A 22,447-nucleotide genomic window follows, 5' to 3' on the forward strand; every position below is an offset into this window, starting at 1 on the left:
GGAGGCCGAGCGGCGCCCCCGCCTATACTGGGAGGCTGGCCGTTCGGCCGCAGAACCCCCGGAGAGAAACTGGTGCCGCTGTGCTCGCCGTGCACGACCTCGAGATCCGCGTCGGAGCCCGACTCCTCATGTCGGGAGTGGACTTCCGCGTCGGCCCCGGCGACAAGGTCGGGCTCGTCGGCCGCAACGGGGCGGGCAAGACGACCCTGACGAAGGTGCTCGCCGGCGATCTCATCCCCTCCGACGGCACGGTCACGAAGTCGGGCGAGATCGGCTACCTGCCGCAGGACCCGCGCTCCGGCGACCCCGAGGAGACCGCGCGCACGCGCATCCTCAACGCGCGCGACCTCGGCGACCTGGCCGCGGGCATCCGCGAGTCGTCGGAGCGGATGGCGGATGACGACGCCGCCGTCGCCGAGAAGGCGATGAAGCGCTATGCGCGCCTCATGGAGCGGTTCGAGGCGCTCGGCGGCTACGCCGCCGAGGCGGAGGCCGCGTCGATCGCGCACAACCTGTCGCTTCCCGACCGCATCCTCGATCAGCCCCTCAAGACGCTGTCAGGCGGTCAGCGGCGTCGCATCGAGCTCGCGCGCATCCTGTTCTCCGATGCCGAGACGATGATCCTCGACGAGCCGACGAACCATCTCGACGCCGACAGCGTCATCTGGCTGCGCGAGTTCCTCAAGACCTACAAGGGCGGGCTGATCGTCATCAGCCACGACGTCGAGCTCGTCGGGGAGACCGTCAACCGGGTCTTCTACCTCGACGCGAACCGCCAGGTCATCGACATCTACAACATGGGCTGGAAGCACTACCAGCGCCAGCGGGTCGCCGACGAGGAGCGCCGCAAGAAGGAGCGCGCGAACGCCGAGAAGAAGGCGTCGGTGCTGCAGCAGCAGGCAGCGCGCTTCGGAGCGAAGGCGTCGAAGGCCGCGGCCGCGCACCAGATGGTGGCACGGGCCGAGAAGCTCCTCGCGGGTCTGGAGGAGGTGCGCCAGGAGGACCGGGTCGCCAAGCTCCGCTTCCCGAAGCCCGCGCCGTGCGGCAAGACGCCGCTCATGGCGTCGAGCCTGTCGAAGTCGTACGGCGCACTCGAGATCTTCGCGGGCGTCGACCTCGCGATCGACCGCGGTTCGAAGGTCGTCGTGCTCGGTCTCAACGGCGCCGGCAAGACGACGCTCCTGCGCATCCTCGCGGGTGTCGACAAGAGCGACACGGGACGCATCGAGCCCGGACACGGCCTGAAGATCGGCTACTACGCGCAGGAGCACGAGAACCTCGACGTCAAGCGGTCGGTGCTCGAGAACATGGTCTCGGCGGCACCGAACCTCAACGAGACCGAGGCGCGCAAGGTGCTCGGGTCGTTCCTGTTCACGGGCGATGACGTGCACAAGCCCGCCGGAGTGCTCTCGGGCGGCGAGAAGACGCGGCTCTCGCTCGCGACGCTCGTCGTGTCGTCTGCGAACGTGCTGCTTCTCGACGAGCCCACCAACAACCTCGACCCCGCGTCGCGCGACGAGATCCTCGGAGCCCTCGCGCACTACGAAGGCGCCGTCGTGCTCGTGTCGCATGACGAGGGCGCGGTCGAGGCGCTGAACCCCGAGCGCGTCCTGCTGCTGCCCGATGGCGTCGAGGACATCTGGAACAAGAGCTACCTCGACCTCATCACCCTCGCGTAGGGGCCGGAGTGGCGCTCGCGCAGCGGGCCGATCAGCGGCCGTCGATGAGGGCGTCCTCCTCGTCGGCGTCGCGATCGCGTCGTCGCGCGCGGCGAGGGGGCGTCGGATCGTCGTCGTCCTCGTCGCCGAGCGCGTCATCGCGCCGTGCGCGGACCTCGGTGCGGATCATGTAGCCGATGAAGACGAACCCCATGATCGCGAAGAGGATCCACTGGATCGCGTACGACAGGTGCGGCCCCGGGTCGATCTCGGGTGCCTCGAGCGCGTGCGGGCGCGTCGCGGGCGCCGGATCCTCCGAGACCATGAGCCCGTAGGCGTCGACGATCGTGGCGTCGCCCGCGAGCTCCGCGACGGACGGGAGATGGATGGTCGGGAGCTGCCCCTCGGGCGCGCTGCGGCCGGAGGAGGGAAGCGGCTCGCCCGGCTTGAGGCGCACGGTCACCTCGACCTGCCCCTCGGGCGGGGCCGGGACGGCGTCGGGCAGGGCCCCCTCTCCGGGCGGGAGCCAGCCCCGGTCCACGACGAGGATCCGCCCGTCGTCCACGGCGAACGGCACGAGCACCTCGAACGCGCTCGTCCCGCCCTGGGCGCGGTTGCGGACGAGGAGCTGCTCGTCGGCGAGGTACTCGCCCGTGAGGACGACCGGCCGCCACTCGTCGGCCGGGTCGAAGCCCTCGCCGGGCGGGAGGACCTCGTCGAGCGGGGCCGTCGGCGCGTCGTAGTTCCGCTCGATGAGCGCGTTCGCCGCGGACCGCTGCTCGTTGCGGTCGAACTGCCACTGCGACAGGAACGCGCAGGCGACCGCGAAGAGGATGGCGATGAGGACGTACACGCCCCACCGGCCGAGCCGTGAGCGGATCACGAGGGCTCTCCCGTCCCGACGCCCTCGACGACCTCGAGGGGGAAGTCACGGCTCGCGAGGAAGTTCCGCAGGAAGTCGACGTGCGCGTCGCACGCGAGCCAGGTCTTCCGGCGGTCGGCCGCGTGGATCTTCGGATTGCGCCAGAGGATGCTCCACGTCGCGCGCTCGCGGCACCCCGCGCGCGAGCACACGGGCTCGTCGAACCCGCCGCCGAATCCGATCACGCGCGCCCGTCCTCGTCCTCGTCGGCGCGAGCCGGGCCATCCTCTCGGCCGCTCTCGGAGATCCGGAAGACGCCGGGGCTCCCGGGCGCCTCGGAAGGCGTCGAAGTCGCGGGGAGCGCCTGCTGCTCGGGCGCCTGCGCATGCGCGACGCGGCCGGCCTGAGCGGCGTTCGCGATCACGACCGCGATGTAGGGGAGCACGACGGCGCCGATGGCGAAGAGGAACGTGTACCAGCCGTAGGGCACGACGACCACCATGAGGACGAGGCAGAGCGTGCGCACGCCCATCGTCAGGAGGTAGGTGCGCATGCGGTGCGACTCGTCATCGCGGGGAGCGCGATCGAGGGAGGTCGCCGACTGCGGCTGCGGCTTGCGGATCTTCACGGTGCTCTCAGCCTACTTCGCGCCGCCGCGCGCGGGCCGTGAGACGGCGGGAGCGCGGCCCGCATAAGCTGGTCCGGTTCCATCGGCCCAGAACACCGGGAGTCCAGCTGTGACCACTGATCGCGTCGTCCTCGTCACCGGCGGCAACCGCGGCATCGGCCGCGCCATCGCCGAGCGCTTCGTGTCGGAGGGGTACCGGGTCGCCGTCACGGCGCGCAGCGGCGAGGGGCCCGAGGGCGCGCTCACGGTCCGCGCCGACGTGACCGACTCCGCATCGCTCGACGCCGCGTTCACCGAGGTCGAGGAGAAGCTCGGCAACGTCGAGATCCTCGTCGCGAACGCGGGCATCACGAAGGACACGCTCATGCTGCGGATGAGCGAGGAGGACTTCGACGCGGTCGTGGGCACGAACCTCGGCGGGTCGTTCCGGGTCGTCAAGCGCGCGCTCAAGGGGATGATCCGGGCTCGCTTCGGGCGCGTCATCCTCATCTCGAGCGTCGTCGGGCTGTACGGCTCCGCCGGCCAGGTGAACTACGCGTCGTCCAAGAGCGCCCTCGTCGGCTTCGCGCGCTCGCTCACGCGCGAGCTCGGCGCCCGCGGGATCACCTCGAACGTCGTCGCCCCGGGGTTCATCGAGACCGACATGACCGCCGAGCTCCCCGAGGAGACGCAGGCCGAGTACCGCAAGGCCATCCCGCTCGGCCGCTACGGAAGCGCCGACGAGGTCGCGGGCGTCACGGCCTGGCTCGCGTCGGACGCCGCGTCGTACATCTCGGGCGCCGTCATCCCGGTCGACGGCGGACTCGGCATGGGGCACTGAGCCCGCTCGTCACGGCAGCAGCGGGATGACCTCGCGCAGGTCGACCGGACCGATGGCGAGGGGCGCCGCCTGACGCACCGCCGGCTTGGCGTTGAAGGCGATGCCGAGCCCGGCGGCCGCGATCATCCGGAGGTCGTTCGCGCCGTCGCCGATCGCGATCGTGCGGCGGAGGGGCACGTCGTGCTCCTCCGCCCAGGCGCGCAGCGACGCCGCCTTCGCGTCGGCGTCGACGATCGCGCCGTCCACCTCGCCCGTGAGCACGCCGTCCTCGGCTCGCAGCCGGTTCGCGCGCCAGACATCGACGCCCAGGTCGGGTGCGACGGTGTCGAGGATCTCGTGGAACCCGCCCGAGACGACCCCGACCATCCCGCCCCGCTCATGCACGGCGGCGACGAGCTCGCGCACTCCCGGTGTCGGCTCGATGCGCGCGAGCACGCGCGCGAAGGATGCGACCGGCACGCCGGCGAGCGCCTTCACGCGCGACCGCAGGCTCTCGGAGAAGTCGACCTCGCCCCGCATCGCGGCCTCGGTGGCCGCCGCGACCTCGGGGCCGCGACCGGCCTCGTCGGCGATCAGCTCGATCACCTCATTGCGGATGAGCGTGGAATCGGCATCGAGGACGACGAGAAAGCGGGTCACGATCAACGAGGGTAGCGGGCGCGCCACGGACGAGCCGACCCGAGCGCCTCGGTAGGCTGGAGGCATGCTCCCCGTGCTCTCGTTCGACGGCGTCGTGGTGCGCCGCAGTGGTCGCAACATCGTCGACGGCATCAGCTGGACCGTCAACGACGACGAACGCTGGGTCGTCCTCGGCCCCAACGGCGCCGGAAAGACCACCCTCCTGCAGATGGCCGACGCGTACCTGCACCCGACCTCCGGCACCGTCGACATCCTCGACGAGCGCCTCGGGCGCACGGATGTCTTCGAGCTGCGTCCGCGCATCGGCTTCGCCTCGAGCGCGCTCGCCAAGCGGATCCCCGCGGAGGAGACCGTGCTGAACACGGTGCTCACGGCGGCGTACTCGGTCACCGGCCGGTGGAACGAGGAGTACGAGGGGATCGACGAGCGCCGCGCCCTGCGCGTGCTCGCCGAGTGGCGACTCGACCACCTCGCCGACCGCGAGTTCGGCACGCTCAGCGACGGGGAGCAGAAGCGCGTGCAGATCGCCCGCGCGATCATGACCGACCCCGAGCTGCTCCTCCTGGATGAGCCCACGGCGAGCCTCGACCTCGGAGCGCGCGAGGTCCTCCTCGAGCTCCTCAGCGGCTACGCGGCCGCTCCCGGGACGCCGGCGATGATCATGGTGACGCACCACGTCGAGGAGATCCCCGTCGGCTTCACGCACGTGCTCCTGCTGCGCGACGGCAAGGCGGTGGCCGCGGGCCCGATCCGCGACACGCTCACGGCCGAGAACCTCACCGCGACGTTCGGTCTCGACATCACGGTCGCCGAGCAGGACGGAAGGTACGCCGCTCGCGCGGTGTCCGCGTCCGACGTCTGATAAGCTTGGGCTTTGGTGCTTCTGCGCCCGCAGACTTTCTCATCCGATCGAATCGATCCCGCAAGGACAACCATGAAGACTGACATCCACCCGACGTACCAGCCGGTCGTTTTCCGTGACCTCGGCTCGGGCGAGACCTTCCTCACCCGTTCGACCGCCACGAGCGACAAGACGATCGAGCTCGACGGCGTCGAGTACCCCGTCATCGACGTGGAGATCTCGTCGGCGTCGCACCCGTTCTACACGGGCAAGCAGCGCATCATGGACTCGGCCGGCCGCGTCGAGAAGTTCAACCAGCGCTTCAAGGGCTTCGGCGGCTCCAAGTAAGTCGTCTCGTCCACGAGGAAAGGCCCCGCTTCGGCGGGGCCTTTCCTCGTCTCGGTCACTCGTCGATCTCGATCGTGACGGTGCCGTCGTCGAAGTCGATGACGCCCGGGCCCTGGTCCGGAGAAGGCGCGGGGACGGGCACGATCTGGAGAGCGTGCCACGCCTGATCCGCTTCGTGCGCGCTGGGGCGCCAGAGGGCGTCGAACCCGCCGGCGATGGCGGAGACGGGGTACTTGCGACGCAGGCGATCATCGTCCATGGGCTCACCCTAGGCGGTCCGTCGGGCGGCGGCGAGGTCGCGCACCCGCCGGAGTCAGGCGACGAGCGCCCAGACGCCGGCGACCGCGGAGGCGGCCGCGAGCACGAGGGCGGCGCCGATGAGCACGGCGTGCACGGTGTAGAAGGCCGTCCTGCGGCCCTGCTCATCGCGTGCACGGGGGTCCGCTGTCACCCGCTTCCAGAAGCGCGGCCACACCACGACGTTGAAGACGGCGTTGACGAGGAGCAGCACGGCGAGGAGGACGGTCACCCTGCGAGTCTACGAGCCGGTTTGTAGGCTCGACGCCATGGCCATCCGCATCCGCCCCGTCGCTCAGCAGGATCTCGCCGATGTCGAGCGGATCGAGAACGAGGCGGATCGCCTGCTCGTCGACCTGCTCGCCCCGGAGCGGTGGGATCCGGCGCCGGCCGGGGCGGATCGGGCTGCGCAGCCCGGGTTCCTCCTGGTCGCGGAGGGTGACGCGCTCGTCGGGTTCGCGCATGTGCTCGAGGTGGACGGAGCCGCGCATCTCGAGCAGCTGTCGGTGCTGCCCGCCTTCGGTCGTCAGGGGATCGGGCGTCGCCTCGTCGATGCCGTGAAGGACGAGGCGCGGCGGCGCGGACACGCATCCATGACCCTGCGGACCTTCGCGGAGGTGCCCTGGAACGCGCCGTTCTACGCGAGGTGCGGGTTCATCGAGGAGCAGCCGACGACGGCGTTCGAGCGAGGTCTCGTGGCCACGGAGCAGCGGCTCGGGCTGGACCAGCTCGGTCGGCGGATCCAGATGCGCGCCGTATTGCATAGGTCATAGATTCGATCGCGAGTTATCCACAGTTTGGGATTGTTCGGTGGAATGTCCGATGGGGTGGGTAGTGTGGGGGTATGTCGAGGACGATGCCGCGGGAGGATGCGGGGGTGGGTTGGGAGCCCACTCCGGCGGAGGTCGCGGTGACGCGTTCGGCGGTGGAGCGGGCGCGTCGGGCGCGGGCTTTGCGGGCGGAGGCGGATGCGCTGGAGATTCAGGCGCTGGCTGAGGCGGGGGAGGTCGCGCGGGCGCAGCTGGCGAGGTCGGGGGCGGTCTCGTCGCGGTATGACTTCCCGTTCCGGGCGATGGCGGGGGAGTTCGCGGCGGCTCTGGGGGAGTCGAAGGGGCGGATGCAGACCCGCCTGGGGGACGCGATGGTGTTGGTGGGGTCGTTCCCGGAGACGTTCGCGGCGCTGGAGGGTGCGCGGATCACGGGTCGGCACGCGGGAGTGATCCGGCAGGTCGGGATGCGGCTGCCGGATGGGCTGCGGGAGGTGTTCGAGGCTGCGGCCGTCGGGTACGCGGAGGGTGCGACGCCGTTCGATACGCGGGTGTTCGCGGAGGCTCTGGCGGAGAGGCTGGATCCGGGGTCGTTCTCGGATCGGCATCGGTCGGCGATGGCGCGGCGGGGTGTGTGGGTGAAGGTGCTCCCGGATGGGACGCAGGCGCTGGAGATCGTGGGCGAGGCGACCCGGATCCAGGCGATCGCCAGGGCCCTGCGCCAGCACGCGCGGGACCTGGCCCGGCAGGAACGCCGCGCCGCCGAAACCGAGACCGGTGGGGGCGCGGGCGCCGCGGGTGCGGGCGTCGCCGGTGGGTCGGGTGTGCGGTTCGAGGATTCGGAGCGGGTCGGTGAGGGTGGGGAGGGGCCGCGGACGGCGATGCAGATCGCGTCGGACCTCGCGGTGGAGGTCCTGTCCGCCCTGTGCGGCGACCCGGACGACACCCCCGCCCCCTGGACCACAGACACGAACTCGGGCGCCACGGATGTCGGCGATGCGAACGCGGGCGCGACGGATGTCGGCGATGCGGACGCGGGCGCGACGGGCCTGGACGTGGATGCCGCGGGTGCGACCGCGGACATGGATTCGGCGGCCCCCGATGCGGGTACCGACGATGCTGACCACGCGCGAGATCGCGGAGCACCTCCATGCGGGGCACCCGCGGACGGATCGCCTCCGGACGTGGGTCCTCCGCGTGGGGCTCTGCCGTCGGTGCGGGGCTTGGTGGGGGATGTGGATCGGGTGCTGTCGCGGGTGCGGGCGGTGGTGCAGGTCACGGTCGCGGCGACGACGCTGGCGGGGTTGGATGATGAGCCGGGGTTCCTGGCCGGGTACGGTCCGATCGACGCGGACACGGCCCGCAAGCTCGCGGGGAACGCGGCGGGGTGGGAGCGGGTGTTCTGCCACCCGGACACCGGGGCGCTGCTCACCGTCGACCGGTACACCCCCACTGCGGCGCAGAAGCGGTACCTCCTCGCCCGCGACGAACGCTGCCGCACCCCCGGGTGCCGCAACCTCGCCCTCACCGCCGACCTGGACCACACCATCCCGTACGCCCAGGGCGGTGTCACGGACGTGGGCAACCTCGCCTGCCTGTGCGAGGGATGCCACCAGGACAAGCACCACACGCCCTGGCAGGTCCGGCAGCTCGGCGACGGGGTCCTGGAATGGACCAGTCCCGCCGGTTACACGTACACCGAGAAGCCACCCCCGCGGGTCCGCGCGGAAGCCACCCCGAACCCGCTCATCGCCGACGCCCTCGCCCGCCACCACCGCGACCGCGAGCACGCCGAGCAGCGCCGCCACGCCCGCCAGCAACAACGCGAACAGGAGCGCGAGCAGGAACAGCACCAGCGCGGGCAGGAACAGCGCCAGCGGGAGCAGGAGGAGCGGGAGAGGGAGCGGCGGCTGCACCTCGAGATCGAACAGGACATCCAGGAATGGCTCCGCCACTACTGGACAACCCCCGAATACCTCGCCCAAGCCCTCCTCGACGCCGACGACATCGCCCACCACGAAGACCTCGACCACCGCACGCCCGCACACATCGAACCGCAACCGCAGCTCGCCACGGCAGCACCCTGAAACCGGCCCGCCAGCGGCCCGCCGGTGCGAATGCGGACGTATGGCGGCGGGATGGCGCCAAGATGAACACGTCGACGACAACACGCCAGGCGCGATGTCTTCGACGGCCGTGTCGAGTCAGATGCTTTGGGGTTCCTCGTTTCGTCCGTAGGTTGCTGCGAGCTCACGACTTCGACCTATGGACGAGGCACCCGGCCCGCGTCGTTCAAGGTATATATGCGGTAGTGCAGAAGCCAGGGCATGAGTACCTACGCTTTCCGTGCCACCGTCAGCAAGCTGGAAGGATGCCAGAGCCGCACTCCGACGCGTCGTTGAAGGTGGGGCGCCGCATCGCCCAGCTGCGACACGCGGCGACCCTGAGCGCGAAGAAGCTGGCGGAGTGCGCAGACCTCGATCTCACCCATCTGCAGCGGATCGAGAAGGGCGCGGGCAACCCGACGCTCTACACCCTGCTCCAGATCGCCGTCGCGCTCGAGGTGGAGGTCGGAGAGCTCCTCGTCGACCTCGACGCGGAAGACCTTCCTCAGGGCCGGCGGCCCTACGGATACTCGCGCCGTGACGAGTTCCGGCGTCAGCCCCGAACCTGGGGCTGACCGCCCTCACGCGTCAGAGACAGAACCGCCAGAGGTACTCATCGTCTTCGCCGGGCCGGAACCAGGCGAGCGTCACGAGCGTCGACGCGAGGGCGCGCTCGCACAGGCAGAGCTCGCAGATCTCCTCCGGCAGCACGAGTCCCCAGTGCTCGCTGGATGGCGGCGTCACATCGTCGTGCACGAACGCCCGCACGAAGTCGGCCGGCTCGCGCGATGCATTGAGCACGCGCGGATGGGCGGGGTCCGCTCGGTCTACGCGCCAGGGCACGCGATACGGGGGATCGAACCGTCGTGAGGGGAGCGGCGTGAGCATGCCGTGACGCTACGAGCGGCCTCGGACGAGCATGCGCGAGGGACGGCGGCCTGTCCACACCCGGAGGCGGCCACGCCGTCGTATCGACGGCTGTGCGCGCGGCGTCGGCTACGGACGCTCGTCTCTCACGTCGCGCTCGTCGCTCGTGTCGACCTCCGCGGCCGGAGTGCCCGCGACATCCGCATCGTCTCGCCGTCCGCGCGGCAGGGCGCGTCCGACCGTATCGCGCCCGAGTCGCGCGACGCCGCGGCCGACGGCTCCGACGCCCGAGCCCATCGAGCCCGCCGCCGCGCGCAGCGAAGCGCCTGCCGTCTGGATCCCTCGCAAGGCGACGCTCTCGATCCGCTCCGCTCCGGGCTTGGGGGCAAGCCACTCCGGAAGCCGCTCCGGGGCCGGGCCGAACGCCTTGCGCGACGCGACGACGACGCGACGACCGAGGAGGTGGTTGCCGACACCGCCCACCGCCGCGCCGACGCCGAACGGCAGGGCCTTGCCGACGACACTCGCGCCCCCGCGCACCGCGAACTGGTGGATGAACGCGGTCTTGAGACGGTCGACGATCGGCGCGAGAGCGGCGCGGGGGAGCGTCTTCGTGATGAGGTCGCCCCAGTGCGCCGACAGCGACGTGCCCTTGCCGACGACCTGCGCGGCGAGGTGCCGCACGAGATCGACGCCCTCCTCGCCCATCATCAGGGTGAGCACGAGCGCGCGGGCGCGATTCGGATCCTCGACGGCGAATCCGTGCAGCTCGGCGAGTGACTGGGCATAGAGGGCCGTCGCCTCGACGAACCCGACCGTCTCGACGCCCGACAGGGCGAGCGTGACGCCGGTGCCGACACCCGGGACCACGGCGGCGGCCCCGACGGCCGCCCCGCCGGACGTGACGCCCAGGAGATAGCGGCGCTCGAGCATCCGCACGATCTGGGCCGGAGTCGCCTCCGGATGCCGCAGCCGGATGGAGCGCAGGTGCGCGAGCACGAGGGGACGCTGCACGCTGAGCACCCGATCGAGCGCGCGGATCGCGAACGGATGCTCCTCCGAGCCGACGGGCGGAAGCCCGCCGCTCCAGGGCGCGTCGTCCGGAAGCGAGTGGATGCGGTGAACCTTGTCGGCCATCACGCCGATGCTACCCGGCCGCCTCCTGGCGGCGGTCAGAGGAGTGCCGCGTTGGCCCGCTCGAGGTCCTCGGCGAAGTCCACCTCGACGGCGTACAGGTCGGACACGTCCATCGGGAGGAGGCGCAGCCCGTCCTCGGCGATCGCGAGCTCGAGGCCGCGCTCGAAGTAGTCCTGGTCGTCGACGCGCGACAGCTGGCGCATGAAGGCTCGCTTGTCCCGCTGCGAGATGTAGTTGATGCCCACGGCCTCGCCGATGCCGCCGACGACGGTCTTCGAGAGCTCGTCGATCCAGCCCTCGGGCGTGACCGTGTACTTGACCTCCTCGTCGCTCACCTTGGCGGTGTTGACGGTCACGAAGGACTGGTCGGCCTGGATGTTGCCGATCGCGCGGTCGAGGATGCGCGGGTCGAAGACGACGTCGCCGTTCATCCAGAGCACGCCGCCGCGGCCGGTCGCCGAGAGGGCGCGGAGGAGGCTCTTCGAGGTGTTGGTCTGGTCGTACCGCTCGTTGTAGACGTAGTTCGCGTCGGGGAAGCGCTCGACGATGTCCTCCGCGCGATAGCCGACCACGGTCGTGATGCGGGCGTCGTCGCCGAAGGCCGCGCGGATGTTCTCGTGCTGCTGCTGCATGATCGAGCGTCCGTCGCTGAGAACCGTGAGGGACTTGGGCAGGACGCGGCCGAGGCGCGATCCCATGCCTGCGGCGAGGATGACGGTCTGGATGGTCATGCGTGACTCCCCTTGATCGGTTCAGTCCGGGTTCATCGAAGATTCACGACGAACTGGCTCTTTCAGGGTAGCGAGGAGGCTGTGGATGAGCGACAATGCGGTCCCCATCGGCGGCACTTTGCCAGGACTCCTCCGGGAGGTCGTGACCGGATCGTGATGACCGGGGGCTCCCGATGCGACTTGATACCGTGGGGCGGTGACCGAGGCAGAGATCCGCGAAACCGAGCCGGGGAGCCCTGCGCTGACGCTCCAGGGCGTGTCCAAGTCGTACGGCGGAACGCATGCCGTCGCCGGCATCGACCTCGAGGTCCCCGCAGGCATGTACTACGGCCTGCTGGGGCCGAATGGCGCGGGGAAGACGACGACGCTGTCGATGATCTCCGGCCTGCTGCGCCCCGACCGCGGCGAGATCCGGGTGTGCGGCGTCGATCTGCGCACGCACCCGCGCGACGCGAAGAAGCGGATGGGAGTGCTCCCCGACCGTCTGCGGACGTTCGATCGGCTCACGGGCCGGCAGCTTCTGTACTACACGGGCATGCTCCGGGGAATGAAGCCCGGGGTGGTCGCGGACCGCACGGCCGACCTCGCGGGCGCGCTCGACCTCGGCGACGCGCTCGGCCGCGTGGTCTCCGACTACTCGGCCGGCATGACGAAGAAGGTGATGCTCGCGGCCGCGATGATCCACTCGCCGCAGCTCCTCGTGCTCGACGAGCCCTTCGAGGCCGTCGACCCGGCGTCTGCGGCGAAGGTGCTCGAGATCCTCGACGCGTACGTCGCGAGCGGTGGCACCGTGCTCCTCTCCAGTCACGGCATGGATCTCATCGAGAAGGTGTGCACGCGCGTGGCGGTGCTCGTCGCCGGACAGGTGCTCGAGGAGGGCACGGTCGACGAGGTCAAGGGCGACCTCACCCTCGAGCAGCGCTTCGTCGAGCTCGCCGGCGGACTCGGCGAGGTGGAGGGGCTCGAGTGGCTGCACACGTTCTCCGACTGAGGGCCGCGCTTCTCGTCGGCGCATTCCGCGAGCCGGGCCGCACGATCCCTCGGGCGATCGGCTTCCTCGCGCTCGTCATCGGCACCGCCGTCACGGCCTCGCGCGCGCTCGCGCTGCCGTCGCTTCCCGACGGCGTCGCGGCGACCGCGCTCGTGCTCTCGGCGGCAGGGCTCGTGCTCTCCTTCGCGATCGCTCCCGCGCTGACGGCGACCGTCGACCCGCTGGATCCGCGCCGGTTCCGCACGCTGGGCGCTGCGCCCGACCCGCTGGCGGCCGTCCTGCTCCTCGCGTCGCTCGTGAGCGTGCCGACGTGGCTGCTGCTCGTCTACGAGGTCGTCGCGACGATCGTCTGGACGCAGCTCGGCGCATCCGCCGGCAGCGCGATCGCGGGCGCAGTCCTCCATCTCCTTGGGTGCGTGCTCGTGGCGCGCGTCGTGATGGCGCTGCGTGCCGCTCTCGGCGGACAGGGACGGCCGGCCGACGCCGCGGGCGTGTTCGTCGTGGCGCTCGTCGTCGCGAGCGTGCCGGCGACGATCGCCTCCGCCGCGGTCTGGTCGCCCGGCGCCGCACGGGCCCTCGGCCGCGTCGCGGGGCTCATCGCGGCGCTCGTGCCGGGGACGGCGCTGCCTGCCGGCGAGGCCTCGGGCAGCGGCTCGGTCGGCCTGGCCGTCGCGATCGGGATCGTCGTCGTCGCCGCGCTCGCGGTCGCGTGGGTCGCGCTCGTCCGCCGCCTCCTCACGACGATCGAGCATCCCGTGGTGGCCCGCGGAGGTGCGGGACTCGGATGGTTCGCGCTGCTTCCTCGGACGGCGACCGGAGCGATCGCGGCGCGCAGCCTCGTGTACGGCGTGCGCGACAGCCGCTACCTCGCGAATCTCCTCGTCATCCCGGTCGCCGGCATCCTGCCGGTCATCCCGCTGCTCGTCGCGGGCGTCCCGATCGAGGTCGCCGCGCTGGTCCCGGTGCCGCTCATGGCTCTCTTCTACGGCTGGCTGCCGCACAACGACCTCGCGTACGACGCCTCCGCCGTATGGCTCCACATCGCGAGCGGCGTGCGCGGCGTCGCCGACCGGGCCGGCCGGCTCGCGCCGGTCGTGCTCATCTCGGTGCCCGTCCTCGCGGTCGCGACCGCCCTCTCCATCCTCGTGAGCGGACGCGGCGACGCCGTGCTGCCGGTCGTCGGGGTCACCGCAGCGCTCCTCCTGTCGGGCTTCGGGCTCTCGAGCATCGCGTCGGTCGTCGCGCCGTACGCCGTGGCGCGGCCCGGCGACGGACCGTTCCAGCAGCCGCAGCGCACCGACTCGACGGGCGCCTGGTCGCAGGCCCTCGTGCTGCTGGGCGCGCTCGCCGCGAGCGCGCCGACCGTCTGGCTCGCGTGGCTCGCGATCGCGGACCGCCAGGTCGAGTCGGTCGCCGTGCTCTGGACGGGACTCGGCTCCGGGGCCGCCGTCCTCCTCATCGGCATCGGGATCGGCGCCGCCGTGTTCGACGTGCGCGGCACCCGCATCATGGAGTTCGCGGGCGCGACCTGACGCCGGAGCCCGCCACGGGCATCCGCCGCGCGATTAGACTGCAGGTCATGAGCACCCCGCTTGACAGTCCCGACCAGGGCGGCACGGCACTCCTCGACCGCGAGCTCGAGGAGCTCCTCCGCGAGGAGACCATCGAGCCCGGAGACCACGAGCGCTTCTCGCACTACGTCAAGAAGGACAAGATCCTCGAGTCGGCGATCACCGGCAAGCCGGTGCGCGCGCTGTGCGGGAAGAAGTGGACTCCCGGGCGCGACCCCGAGAAGTTCCCCGTGTGCCCCACGTGCAAGGAGATCTACGAGTCCATGCAGAAGTGAGACGAGCCGCCGGCGCAGAGGCCGGCGGCTCTTCTCGTCTCAGCGGTCGCCGGCGTCGGCGAACACCGTGGGGATGGCGGGATCGGACTTGCTGAGCGCGAGGGCGCGCACGGGCAGCTCCTCCCGGACGGCGAGGTGATGCGCGCGCGCCGCCTGGACGCCCTCGGGACCCTCGTATGCCGCGTGGAACGCGCCGCGATCGACGAGCGTGACCTGGAGCATGCGCCCGCCCTCGACGTCGGCCGCCGTCGGCAGCTCCTCGAACCCGTCGGCGATCTCGACGTACTCGTCGCGCGCCACGCCGTCCTCGAGGCGGCGGAACGCCCGCTTCCGACCGCCCTGGGAGCCCTTGCCCTCCGCCTTCTTCGCGACCGCGACCCATCCGCCCGACGCGTCCTGACGCGCGACGAGCTTGTAGACCATCCCCGCGGTCGGATAGCCCGACCCCGTGACGACCGAGGTGCCGACGCCGTACGCGTCGACGGGCGATGCGGCGAGAGCGGCGATGGCGTACTCGTCGAGATCGCTCGTGACGGTGATCCGCGTCTCGGTGGCGCCGAGTGCGTCGAGCTGGGCGCGCACCTCGGCTGCGACGATCGGGAGGTCGCCCGAGTCGATCCGCACGCCGCCGAGCCCGGTGCCGGCGACCGCGACCGCGCGCTCCACGCCGCGGCGGATGTCGTAGGTGTCGACGAGCAGGGTCGTGCCGCTGCCGAGGGCCGCGATCTGCGAGCGGAAGGCGTCCTCCTCGGTGTCGTGGAGGAGCGTCCACGAGTGCGCGGCGGTGCCCATGGTCGGGATGCCCCACTGGCGGCCGGCCTCGAGATTGCTCGTCGCACCGAAGCCGGCGATGTAGGCCGCGCGCGCGGCAGCGACCGCCGACTGCTCGGCCGCCCGGCGCGAGCCCATCTCGGCGAGGGGCCGGTCGCCGGCGGCGATGCTCATCCGCGCAGCGGCCGTCGCGACGGCCGCGTCGTGATTCATCACACTCAGAGCAAGCGTCTCGAGGATGACGGCGTCGGCGAACGAGCCCTCGATCGTGAGGATGGGGGAGCCGGGGAAGTAGAGCTCGCCCTCGCGGTAGCCCGTGATGGTCCCGCCGAAGCGGTAGCTCTCGAGGTACCGCACGGTCTCCGCGCTCACGACGTGCTCGTCCCGCAGGAAGCGCAGCTCGTCCTCGCCGAAGCGGAACTCGCGCAGGAGGGAGAGGAGGCGACCCGTGCCCGCCACGACGCCGAAGCGGCGCCCGCCCGAGAGGCGCCGGGCGAAGAGCTCGAAGACGCAGTGCCGGTCGGCGGTGCCGTCGCGCAGCGCGGCGTCGAGCATGGTCAGTTCGTAGCGGTCCGTCAACAGGGCCGTGGAGGCGCTCATGGCGGTCAGCCTACCGGCGTGCGCGAGCTGCTCCGGCCCGGCGGGTACGCTGGGACATCGTGAACAACGCGCCGATCGGGATCTTCGACTCGGGCGTCGGCGGCCTCACGGTGGCCCGTGCGATCGGCGACCAGCTGCCGCGCGAGTCGATGCTGTACATCGGCGACACGCTGCACTCGCCGTACGGGCCGAAGCCGATCGCCGACGTCCGCCGCTATGCGCTCGAGGTGCTCGACACCCTCGTCGACCAGGGCGTGAAGATGCTCGTGATCGCCTGCAACACGGCGTCCGCCGCGATGCTGCGCGATGCGCGCGAGCGGTACGACGTGCCCGTCGTCGAGGTCATCGGGCCGGCCGTGCGCACGGCCATCGCGGCGACCCGCAACGGCCGGATCGGCGTGATCGGCACGGAGGGGACGATCGGCTCCGGCGCGTATCAGGACATGCTCGGCGTGAACCCCGGGGTCGAGGTGTTCACCGCCGCCTGCCCGCGCTTCGTGGAGTTCGTGGAGGCCGGCGTGACCGATTCGCCCGAGCTGCTCGCGGCCGCCGAGGAGTACCTCGCGCCGCTGCGGCGTGCGGGCGTCGACACCCTCGTTCTCGGCTGCACGCACTACCCGTTCCTCAAGGGCGCGATCAGCTACCTCATGGGCGACGGCGTCTCGCTCGTGTCGAGCGACTCCGAGACCGCGAAGGACGTCTACCGCCAGCTCGTGTCGGGCGACCTCCTCGCCGACCCGTCGGCGACGCCCGTCCACACCTACGAGGCGACCGGAGCCGACACCGAGACGTTCACGGCGCTCGCCAACCGCCTGCTCGGCCGCGAGGTGCGCGATGTGCGCCTCGTGCGCACGGGCGCGATCGACCTCCCCCGATGAGAGAAGAGGACACCATGACCCAGCGCGCCGACGGCCGCACCCCCGACCAGCTGCGTCCCATCACGATCGAGCGGGGCTGGAGCAGCCAGGCCGAGGGATCGGCTCTCATCAGCTTCGGGGACACCAAGGTCCTGTGCACGGCCTCCTTCACGAACGGCGTGCCCCGGTGGCTCACCGGCCAGGGGCGCGGCTGGGTCACCGCCGAGTACGCGATGCTCCCGCGCGCCACGAACGAGCGGAACCAGCGCGAGAGCGTGAAGGGCAAGATCGGCGGGCGCACGCACGAGATCTCGCGCCTCATCGGCCGCGCGCTGCGCGCCGTGGTCGACACGAAGGCGCTCGGCGAGAACACGATCGTCATCGACTGCGACGTGCTCCAGGCCGACGGCGGCACCCGGACGGCTGCGATCACGGGCGCGTACGTCGCACTCGCGGACGCGATCGAGTGGGGACGCGACAAGCGGTTCGTCGGGCAGAAATCGCGCGTCCTGCTCGACTCGGTCGCGGCGGTCTCGGTCGGCATCATCGACGGCGTCCCCATGCTCGACCTCCCGTACGTCGAGGACTCGCGCGCCGAGACCGACATGAACGTCGTCGTCACCGGGCGCGGTCTGTTCGTCGAAGTGCAGGGCACGGCCGAGGGCGCGCCGTTCGACAAGCGCGAGCTCGACGCGCTTCTCGAGCTGGGCGTGAACGGGTGCGCTGAGCTGCGCCGCCACCAGCTCGCTGCCCTGGGGCAGGAGGCGTGAGCCGGCGCATCGTCCTCGCGACGCACAACGCCCACAAGGTCGCGGAGTTCCAGGGCATCGTCGCCAGCACGCGACCCGACTTCGAGGTCGTCTCCTATGACGGACCCGAGCCGGTCGAGGACGGCACGACCTTCGCCGAGAACGCGCTCATCAAGGCCCGCGCGGCGGCCGCCCACACGGGGCTCCCCACGCTCGCCGACGACTCCGGCGTGTGCGTCGACGTGCTGGGCGGCTCGCCCGGCGTGTTCTCGGCGTACTGGGCCGGGCACGCGAAGGACGACGCGGCGAACCTCGCGCTCCTGCTGGATCAGATCTCCGACATCTCCGACCCGCACCGTGGCGCGCACTACACGTCGGTGATCGCCCTCGTCACCCCCGACGGCGGCGAGCACGTCGTCGAGGGCATCTGGCCCGGGCGCATCGCCCGCGAACCGCGCGGTGCGGGCGGCTTCGGGTACGACCCCGTGTTCGTGCCGGATGGCCAGGGCGCCGACGAGCGCACGGTCGCGGAGTGGACGGCCGACGAGAAGAACGCGGCGTCGCACCGGGCCCGTGCGTTCACGCAGCTGGGGCCGCTTCTCGCGTCGCTCTGACGTAACGAGAATCATCCCCGTTCCCGACAGCGCGCAGAGCCCCCGAGCGGGCGTCCGACGCGCCTAGCCTGGAGTCATGCACGACCACGCACCGGGCATCCGCGGCGCCGACAGCCGTCGGCTGCTGACGATCTCGCTGACCCTCACGGGCGCGGTGTTCGTCGTGCAGGTCGTCGGAGCGATCATGACGGGATCGCTCGCGCTGCTCGCCGACGCCGTGCACATGCTCACCGACGCCGTGGCCCTCGTCGTCGCGCTCATCGCGAGCGCGGTGGCCGCGCGGCCCGCGGACGACCGGCGGACGTACGGATATCAGCGCGCCGAGGTGCTCGGGGCGCTCGTGAACGCCGTCATCCTCATCGTGCTCTGCGTCACGGTCGCGATCGAGGGCGTGCGGCGCCTCCTCTCGCCCGACGCCCACGAGGTGACCGGCGGATGGATGCTCGTCGTCGCCCTCGCGGGTCTCGTCGCGAACGGGGTGTCGCTGTGGCTGCTGAGCGCCGCGCAGCGGCACAGCATGAACGTGCGCGGCGCGTACCTCGAGGTGCTGGGCGACCTCGTCGGATCGGCGCTCGTGATCGTGGCCGCCGTCGTCATCCTTCTCACCGGATGGATGCCCGCCGACGCGCTCGCGTCGCTCGCGATCGCGGTGCTCATCGTGCCGCGCGCGATCTCGCTCCTGGGGGAGGTCGTCGGCGTGCTCGCGGAGTCGGCGCCGGCGGGGACGAGCGTCGCCGCCATCCGCGCGCACATCCTCGCGGCCCCCGGTGTCGCCGATGTGCACGACGTCCATGTGTGGCAGCTCACGCGCGGCGCGCCGGTCTTCACGGCGCACGTCGTCGTCGAGCAGTCGGTCATCGACGAGGGGCGCAGCGGCGCGGTCCTGAACGGGCTGCAAGAGTGCCTGGCCGAGCACTTCGACGTCGCGCACTCCACGTTCCAGCTGGAGCAGTCGGGCCACGTCGACCGCGACGACGCGCACTCCTGACCGTCAGCTCCAGCCCGCGACGAGCTCGGCGAACAGCTCGGCGACGTCGTCGTGGCGGGTGAGCCCCGCGCTCTGACCCGCCCACAGCGACAGCAGGTCGCCCTGGTCCTGCACGGCGGCCTCGGCCCGGAAGCGCCCGGTGAGCCAGTTCTGCGCCGGGAAGGGGGCGATCGCTCCCGCGTGCTCGATCTCGCGCACGGCGCGGTTCGGGATGCCGCGGGCGAGGCGCCCGCTCATCGCGCGCGTGAGCACGGTGTCGGCTCCCGATGCGATCGCCGCGCGGTGCGACGCGGGCGCGGCCGAGACCGATGTGCGGAGGAAGGCCGTGCCGACCTGGACGCCGTCGGCGCCGAGGGCGCGCGCGGCGGCGACGCCGCGACGGTCGACGATGCCGCCCGCTGCGACGACGGGCACGTCGACCGCGTCGACGACCTGGGGGATGAGGGCGAGCCCGCCCACGAGGGACTCCTCGGGCGGCCGCAGCCACGACACCCGGTGGCCGCCCGCCTCGGCGCCCGTCGCGACGACCGCGTCGACACCGCCGTCGGCGAGGGCGCGCGCCTCGTCGACGGTCGTCGCGGTGCCGAAGATCCGGATGCCCGCGGCGCGCAGGCGCTCGACGTGCGCGGGCGACGGGACCCCGAAGACGACGCTCAGCACATCGGGGCGGGCATCCACGACCGCGTCGAGCTGGTCCTCGAAGGGAGGGAGGAACGTCGACGGCTTCTCGGGGATCTCGATCCCGAGCTCGTCGAAGAATCCGCTCACGGCGGCGACCGCCGCCGTGAGATCGACGTCGTCGGGCGCGACCTCGTCGCCGCGCGGCAGCCACAGGTTCACCGCGACCGGGCGCGCCGTCGCCGCACGCAGAGCAGCGATCGTGTCGCGGATCCGGTCGGGTGCGTAGCCGTACAGCCCGTACGAGCCGAGCCCGCCCGCGTCGCTCACCGCAGCGGTGAGCGCCACGGATGAGACGCCGCCGAACGGCGCGAGGACGACGGGGTGGTCGATGCCGAGCAGGTCTTCGAGGCGTCGGGTCACGGATGCTCCTCCAGATGGTCGCGCAGGACGACGGCGTGGTTGTGCTCGGGGTCGCGGTGCCACGCCGTGCGCAGCTCGGGGCTGGGCGCGACGTCCTTGGCCCACGCGTCGAGCGCCGCGCGCTCGCGGGAGACGCCGCGGGGCCACAGCCGGTCCACGAGCACGCGCCATCCGTCGTCCGCCTCCGCCGCGTCATAGACGCGCTTCAGCCGCGTCACACGGGCCATGCCGGTCCGTCCGCCTCGATACGCTCGAACACGGGATCGACGCTACTCCCACCCGCACCACCCGAGGAGCTCCATGACGACCGTCCGTCATCTCGACATCCGCCCGTCCGTCCTCTACGTGGGGACGCCCGTGATGCTGATCGGCACGGTCAACCCCGACGGCACGCCGAATCTGGCGCCCGCGTCGTCGTACTGGGCGCTCGGGTGGATGCTCGTGCTGGGGCTCGAGAACGACGGCCAGACGCAGCGGAACGTGCGCGAGCGCCCCGAGCTGACCGTGAACTTCCCGTCGCCCGGGCTCTGGAACGCCGTCGAGGCGATCGCGGACACGACGGGGCGCGTCGACGTGCCGCCCGCGAAGGCGGCGCGCTACCGTCACGTCGCCGACAAGTTCGCCGCCGCCGGCCTGACCCCGCAGGCCTCGCATCACGTCGCGCCGCCGCGCGTCGAGGAGTGCGCCCTGCAGCTGGAGGCGCGCGTCGCGCGCATCACCGACGGCCTCGGCGACTACGCGATCGTGGAGGCGGAGGTGCAGGCCGTGCACGCAGACCCGCGGATCGTCGCGCCCGGCACGGATCACATCGATCCACGGCTCTGGGAGCCGACCATCTACAGCTTCCGCCACTACTTCGGCATCGGCGGCGAGCACGGGCACCGGCCCACGAGCGATACCGCCGGGGCCGGTGCCTGACGCTCAGATGACGCCGAGGGCGAGCATCGCGTCGGCGACGTGCGTGAAGCCCGCGATGTTCGCGCCCGCGACGTAGTCGCCGGGAGCCCCGTACTCGTCGGCGGTCTCGAGGCACCGCGCGTGGATCGAGCTCATGATCTCGGACAGGCGCTGCTCGGTGTGCTCGAACGACCACGAGTCGCGTGAGGCGTTCTGCTGCATCTCGAGGGCGCTCGTCGCGACACCGCCCGCGTTCACGGCCTTGCCGGGGGCGAAGACGACGCCGCCCTCGCGCAGCACGCGGGTCGCCTCGGGGGTCGTGGGCATGTTCGCGCCCTCGGCCACGATGAGGCAGCCGTTCCGCACGAGCGCCGCGGCGGCATCGGCGTCGAGCTCGTTCTGGGTCGCGCAGGGCAGCGCGATGTCGCACGGCACATCCCAGATCGATCCGCCTGCCACGAAGTGGGCGCTGTCGCGGCGCGCGGCGTAATCGGAGACCCGCCCGCGGTGGCCGTTCTTGATCTCCTTGAGCAGGTCGAGGTCGATGCCGGCCTCGTCGACGACGTAGCCGCTCGAGTCCGACGTGGCGACGACCTTCGCGCCGAGCGCCTGCGCCTTCTCGGTCGCGTAGATCGCGACGTTGCCCGAGCCCGAGACGACGACACGGCGGCCCTCGAGGTCCATGCCGCGCGCCGCGAGCGCCTCCTTGACGAAGAAGACCGTGCCGTAGCCGGTCGACTCCGTGCGGACCTGCGACCCGCCCCAGGTGATGCCCTTGCCGGTCAGGACGCCCGACTCGTAGCGGTTCGTGATGCGCTTGTACTGGCCGAAGAGGTAGCCGATCTCGCGGCCGCCCACGCCGATGTCGCCCGCGGGGACGTCGGTGTGCTCGCCGATGTGACGGTAGAGCTCGGTCATGAACGACTGGCAGAAGCGCATGACCTCGGCGTCGGAGCGGCCCTTGGGGTCGAAGTCCGAGCCGCCCTTGCCGCCGCCGATCGGCATGCCGGTGAGCGCGTTCTTGAAGATCTGCTCGAAGCCGAGGAACTTGACGATCCCGAGGTAGACCGAGGGATGGAAGCGGATTCCGCCCTTGTACGGGCCCAGCGCCGAGTTGAACTCGACGCGGAAGCCGCGGTTCAGCTGCACGCGCCCGGCGTCGTCGACCCACGGCACGCGGAAGATGATCTGGCGTTCCGGCTCGCACAGCCGGCGGATGATCTCGGCGTCCGCGTACTCGGGCCGCTTGCCGAGCACGGGTCCGAGGCTCTCGAGAACCTCTCGGACCGCCTGGTGGAACTCGGCTTCGCCGGGATTGCGCCGGATCACCTCGTCGAATACGGGCGTCAGGGCGTCATGGAGTGCTGCCATCGTGTTGCTCCTCTCGCTGGCA

General features: G+C 71.6%; 28 protein-coding genes. 15 read left to right on the forward strand and 13 right to left on the reverse strand.

The features are described 5' to 3' along the window. The first annotated feature begins 80 nt into the window (after nt 1-80). Nucleotides 81-1,679, forward strand: a complete 1,599-nt coding sequence (locus M1D56_RS06755; RefSeq protein ID WP_282979842.1) for an ABC-F family ATP-binding cassette domain-containing protein — start codon at nt 81-83, stop codon at nt 1,677-1,679. A 31-nt stretch (nt 1,680-1,710) separates the two neighbouring features. Here the strand turns inward: M1D56_RS06755 and M1D56_RS06760 are convergent, their stop codons facing one another. From M1D56_RS06760 to M1D56_RS06770, 3 genes are read right to left on the reverse strand one after another with little or no spacing between them, the layout of a single operon-like run. Then, nucleotides 1,711-2,538, reverse strand: a complete 828-nt coding sequence (locus M1D56_RS06760) for an SURF1 family cytochrome oxidase biogenesis protein (protein ID WP_282979852.1) — start codon at nt 2,536-2,538, stop codon at nt 1,711-1,713. Beyond that, nucleotides 2,538-2,765, reverse strand: coding sequence for a hypothetical protein (locus M1D56_RS06765; protein WP_456285052.1), 228 nt, complete (start codon nt 2,763-2,765; stop codon nt 2,538-2,540). The genes M1D56_RS06760 and M1D56_RS06765 overlap by 1 nt, the downstream gene beginning before the upstream one ends. Next, entirely contained in the window at nt 2,762-3,148 is a 387-nt protein-coding gene (locus M1D56_RS06770; RefSeq protein ID WP_456285053.1) for a DUF3099 domain-containing protein, read from the reverse strand. Before M1D56_RS06770 ends, M1D56_RS06765 begins: the two co-directional genes overlap by 4 nt. 109 nt (nt 3,149-3,257) lie before the next feature. On the opposite strand from M1D56_RS06770, the gene fabG reads away from it, so the two are divergent. After that, entirely contained in the window at nt 3,258-3,968 is a 711-nt protein-coding gene (fabG, locus tag M1D56_RS06775) for a 3-oxoacyl-ACP reductase FabG (RefSeq protein WP_271174071.1), read from the forward strand. Between the two features lie 9 nt (nt 3,969-3,977). On the opposite strand, the gene serB is transcribed toward fabG, so the two are convergent. Further along, nucleotides 3,978-4,613: a phosphoserine phosphatase SerB gene (gene serB, locus M1D56_RS06780; RefSeq protein WP_456285054.1), complete on the reverse strand. Its 636-nt coding sequence runs from the start codon at nt 4,611-4,613 to the stop codon at nt 3,978-3,980. Nucleotides 4,614-4,671: 58 nt separating this feature from the next. Between serB and M1D56_RS06785 the strand changes: the two genes are divergently transcribed. Both M1D56_RS06785 and M1D56_RS06790 read left to right on the forward strand, forming a co-directional pair. Next, the gene (locus M1D56_RS06785; RefSeq protein WP_282979847.1) at nt 4,672-5,469 is read left to right on the forward strand and encodes an ABC transporter ATP-binding protein; all 798 of its coding nucleotides are present in this window, start codon (nt 4,672-4,674) and stop codon (nt 5,467-5,469) included. Nucleotides 5,470-5,541: 72 nt separating this feature from the next. Continuing rightward, entirely contained in the window at nt 5,542-5,796 is a 255-nt protein-coding gene (locus M1D56_RS06790) for a type B 50S ribosomal protein L31 (protein ID WP_271174074.1), read from the forward strand. A gap of 55 nt (nt 5,797-5,851) precedes the next feature. Here M1D56_RS06790 and M1D56_RS06795 read toward each other — a convergent pair whose 3' ends face one another. Next, a complete protein-coding gene (locus tag M1D56_RS06795; protein ID WP_456285055.1) occupies nt 5,852-6,055 on the reverse strand; it encodes a hypothetical protein in 204 nt (67 codons plus the stop codon). A gap of 54 nt (nt 6,056-6,109) precedes the next feature. Beyond that, complete coding sequence (locus tag M1D56_RS06800) at nt 6,110-6,325, reverse strand: SCO4848 family membrane protein (protein WP_271174076.1); 216 nt, start codon at nt 6,323-6,325, stop codon at nt 6,110-6,112. Nucleotides 6,326-6,362: 37 nt separating this feature from the next. On the opposite strand from M1D56_RS06800, the gene M1D56_RS06805 reads away from it, so the two are divergent. From M1D56_RS06805 to M1D56_RS06815, 3 genes are all read left to right on the forward strand, one after another. Then, on the forward strand, nt 6,363-6,866 hold the full coding sequence (locus M1D56_RS06805; RefSeq protein ID WP_456285056.1) for a GNAT family N-acetyltransferase: 504 nt from the start codon (nt 6,363-6,365) through the stop codon (nt 6,864-6,866). A gap of 104 nt (nt 6,867-6,970) precedes the next feature. Further along, nucleotides 6,971-8,947, forward strand: coding sequence for an HNH endonuclease (locus M1D56_RS06810; protein WP_456285057.1), 1,977 nt, complete (start codon nt 6,971-6,973; stop codon nt 8,945-8,947). Between the two features lie 284 nt (nt 8,948-9,231). Then, complete coding sequence (locus tag M1D56_RS06815) at nt 9,232-9,540, forward strand: helix-turn-helix domain-containing protein (RefSeq protein WP_271171613.1); 309 nt, start codon at nt 9,232-9,234, stop codon at nt 9,538-9,540. A 13-nt stretch (nt 9,541-9,553) separates the two neighbouring features. Here the strand turns inward: M1D56_RS06815 and M1D56_RS06820 are convergent, their stop codons facing one another. From M1D56_RS06820 to M1D56_RS06830, 3 genes are all read right to left on the reverse strand, one after another. Beyond that, nucleotides 9,554-9,853 carry a hypothetical protein gene (locus tag M1D56_RS06820; RefSeq protein ID WP_324011576.1) on the reverse strand — a complete coding sequence of 100 codons (300 nt, stop codon included), beginning with the start codon at nt 9,851-9,853 and terminating at the stop codon, nt 9,554-9,556. Between the two features lie 108 nt (nt 9,854-9,961). Beyond that, entirely contained in the window at nt 9,962-10,969 is a 1,008-nt protein-coding gene (locus M1D56_RS06825; protein WP_456285058.1) for a hypothetical protein, read from the reverse strand. Nucleotides 10,970-11,004: 35 nt separating this feature from the next. Next, on the reverse strand, nt 11,005-11,700 hold the full coding sequence (locus tag M1D56_RS06830) for a phosphocholine cytidylyltransferase family protein (protein WP_324011572.1): 696 nt from the start codon (nt 11,698-11,700) through the stop codon (nt 11,005-11,007). A gap of 196 nt (nt 11,701-11,896) precedes the next feature. Here M1D56_RS06830 and M1D56_RS06835 point away from each other — a divergent pair, with 196 nt between their 5' ends. From M1D56_RS06835 to M1D56_RS06845, 3 genes are read left to right on the forward strand one after another with little or no spacing between them, the layout of a single operon-like run. Then, nucleotides 11,897-12,691: an ABC transporter ATP-binding protein gene (locus M1D56_RS06835; protein ID WP_271171617.1), complete on the forward strand. Its 795-nt coding sequence runs from the start codon at nt 11,897-11,899 to the stop codon at nt 12,689-12,691. After that, entirely contained in the window at nt 12,667-14,223 is a 1,557-nt protein-coding gene (locus M1D56_RS06840) for a hypothetical protein (RefSeq protein ID WP_456285059.1), read from the forward strand. Before M1D56_RS06835 ends, M1D56_RS06840 begins: the two co-directional genes overlap by 25 nt. A gap of 47 nt (nt 14,224-14,270) precedes the next feature. Beyond that, complete coding sequence (locus tag M1D56_RS06845) at nt 14,271-14,537, forward strand: DUF3039 domain-containing protein (RefSeq protein ID WP_271171619.1); 267 nt, start codon at nt 14,271-14,273, stop codon at nt 14,535-14,537. A gap of 39 nt (nt 14,538-14,576) precedes the next feature. Here the strand turns inward: M1D56_RS06845 and M1D56_RS06850 are convergent, their stop codons facing one another. Continuing rightward, nucleotides 14,577-15,908: a nicotinate phosphoribosyltransferase gene (locus M1D56_RS06850; protein WP_282977513.1), complete on the reverse strand. Its 1,332-nt coding sequence runs from the start codon at nt 15,906-15,908 to the stop codon at nt 14,577-14,579. Nucleotides 15,909-15,967: 59 nt separating this feature from the next. Here M1D56_RS06850 and murI point away from each other — a divergent pair, with 59 nt between their 5' ends. The 4 genes from murI (at nt 15,968) to M1D56_RS06870 (ending at nt 19,116) form a co-directional block, all read left to right on the forward strand. Beyond that, the gene (murI, locus tag M1D56_RS06855) at nt 15,968-16,786 is read left to right on the forward strand and encodes a glutamate racemase (protein WP_271171621.1); all 819 of its coding nucleotides are present in this window, start codon (nt 15,968-15,970) and stop codon (nt 16,784-16,786) included. Between the two features lie 14 nt (nt 16,787-16,800). Further along, a complete protein-coding gene (gene rph, locus M1D56_RS06860; protein WP_271171622.1) occupies nt 16,801-17,535 on the forward strand; it encodes a ribonuclease PH in 735 nt (244 codons plus the stop codon). Next, complete coding sequence (rdgB, locus tag M1D56_RS06865; protein ID WP_456285060.1) at nt 17,532-18,128, forward strand: RdgB/HAM1 family non-canonical purine NTP pyrophosphatase; 597 nt, start codon at nt 17,532-17,534, stop codon at nt 18,126-18,128. Before rph ends, rdgB begins: the two co-directional genes overlap by 4 nt. Nucleotides 18,129-18,204: 76 nt before the next feature. Then, nucleotides 18,205-19,116, forward strand: a complete 912-nt coding sequence (locus M1D56_RS06870) for a cation diffusion facilitator family transporter (RefSeq protein WP_456285061.1) — start codon at nt 18,205-18,207, stop codon at nt 19,114-19,116. Nucleotides 19,117-19,119: 3 nt separating this feature from the next. On the opposite strand, the gene M1D56_RS06875 is transcribed toward M1D56_RS06870, so the two are convergent. Further along, complete coding sequence (locus M1D56_RS06875) at nt 19,120-20,157, reverse strand: NAD(P)H-dependent flavin oxidoreductase (RefSeq protein WP_456285062.1); 1,038 nt, start codon at nt 20,155-20,157, stop codon at nt 19,120-19,122. After that, a complete protein-coding gene (locus M1D56_RS06880) occupies nt 20,154-20,384 on the reverse strand; it encodes a DUF488 domain-containing protein (RefSeq protein ID WP_456285063.1) in 231 nt (76 codons plus the stop codon). Before M1D56_RS06880 ends, M1D56_RS06875 begins: the two co-directional genes overlap by 4 nt. A gap of 73 nt (nt 20,385-20,457) precedes the next feature. Between M1D56_RS06880 and M1D56_RS06885 the strand changes: the two genes are divergently transcribed. Next, nucleotides 20,458-21,075, forward strand: a complete 618-nt coding sequence (locus M1D56_RS06885; RefSeq protein ID WP_456285064.1) for a flavin reductase family protein — start codon at nt 20,458-20,460, stop codon at nt 21,073-21,075. A 3-nt stretch (nt 21,076-21,078) separates the two neighbouring features. Here the strand turns inward: M1D56_RS06885 and gdhA are convergent, their stop codons facing one another. After that, nucleotides 21,079-22,425 (reverse strand): NADP-specific glutamate dehydrogenase, encoded by a 1,347-nt coding sequence (gene gdhA, locus M1D56_RS06890; RefSeq protein WP_271171628.1) that lies wholly within the window; start codon nt 22,423-22,425, stop codon nt 21,079-21,081. Between the last annotated feature and the right edge of the window lie 22 nt (nt 22,426-22,447).

The sequence above is a fragment of the Microbacterium sp. JZ101 genome, from assembly GCF_053903175.1.

Coding starts and splice junctions, on each gene's coding strand:
- M1D56_RS06785 (WP_282979847.1), top strand. CDS start 4,672: ATGCTCCCCGTGCTCTCGTTCGACGGCGTCGTGGTGCGCCGCAGTGGT.
- M1D56_RS06790 (WP_271174074.1), top strand. CDS start 5,542: ATGAAGACTGACATCCACCCGACGTACCAGCCGGTCGTTTTCCGTGAC.
- M1D56_RS06795 (WP_456285055.1), bottom strand. CDS start 6,055: ATGGACGATGATCGCCTGCGTCGCAAGTACCCCGTCTCCGCCATCGCC.
- M1D56_RS06805 (WP_456285056.1), top strand. CDS start 6,363: ATGGCCATCCGCATCCGCCCCGTCGCTCAGCAGGATCTCGCCGATGTC.
- M1D56_RS06815 (WP_271171613.1), top strand. CDS start 9,232: ATGCCAGAGCCGCACTCCGACGCGTCGTTGAAGGTGGGGCGCCGCATC.
- M1D56_RS06820 (WP_324011576.1), bottom strand. CDS start 9,853: ATGCTCACGCCGCTCCCCTCACGACGGTTCGATCCCCCGTATCGCGTG.
- M1D56_RS06825 (WP_456285058.1), bottom strand. CDS start 10,969: ATGGCCGACAAGGTTCACCGCATCCACTCGCTTCCGGACGACGCGCCC.
- M1D56_RS06830 (WP_324011572.1), bottom strand. CDS start 11,700: ATGACCATCCAGACCGTCATCCTCGCCGCAGGCATGGGATCGCGCCTC.
- M1D56_RS06845 (WP_271171619.1), top strand. CDS start 14,271: ATGAGCACCCCGCTTGACAGTCCCGACCAGGGCGGCACGGCACTCCTC.
- M1D56_RS06850 (WP_282977513.1), bottom strand. CDS start 15,908: ATGAGCGCCTCCACGGCCCTGTTGACGGACCGCTACGAACTGACCATG.
- rph (WP_271171622.1), top strand. CDS start 16,801: ATGACCCAGCGCGCCGACGGCCGCACCCCCGACCAGCTGCGTCCCATC.
- M1D56_RS06870 (WP_456285061.1), top strand. CDS start 18,205: ATGCACGACCACGCACCGGGCATCCGCGGCGCCGACAGCCGTCGGCTG.
- M1D56_RS06880 (WP_456285063.1), bottom strand. CDS start 20,384: ATGGCCCGTGTGACGCGGCTGAAGCGCGTCTATGACGCGGCGGAGGCG.
- M1D56_RS06885 (WP_456285064.1), top strand. CDS start 20,458: ATGACGACCGTCCGTCATCTCGACATCCGCCCGTCCGTCCTCTACGTG.
- gdhA (WP_271171628.1), bottom strand. CDS start 22,425: ATGGCAGCACTCCATGACGCCCTGACGCCCGTATTCGACGAGGTGATC.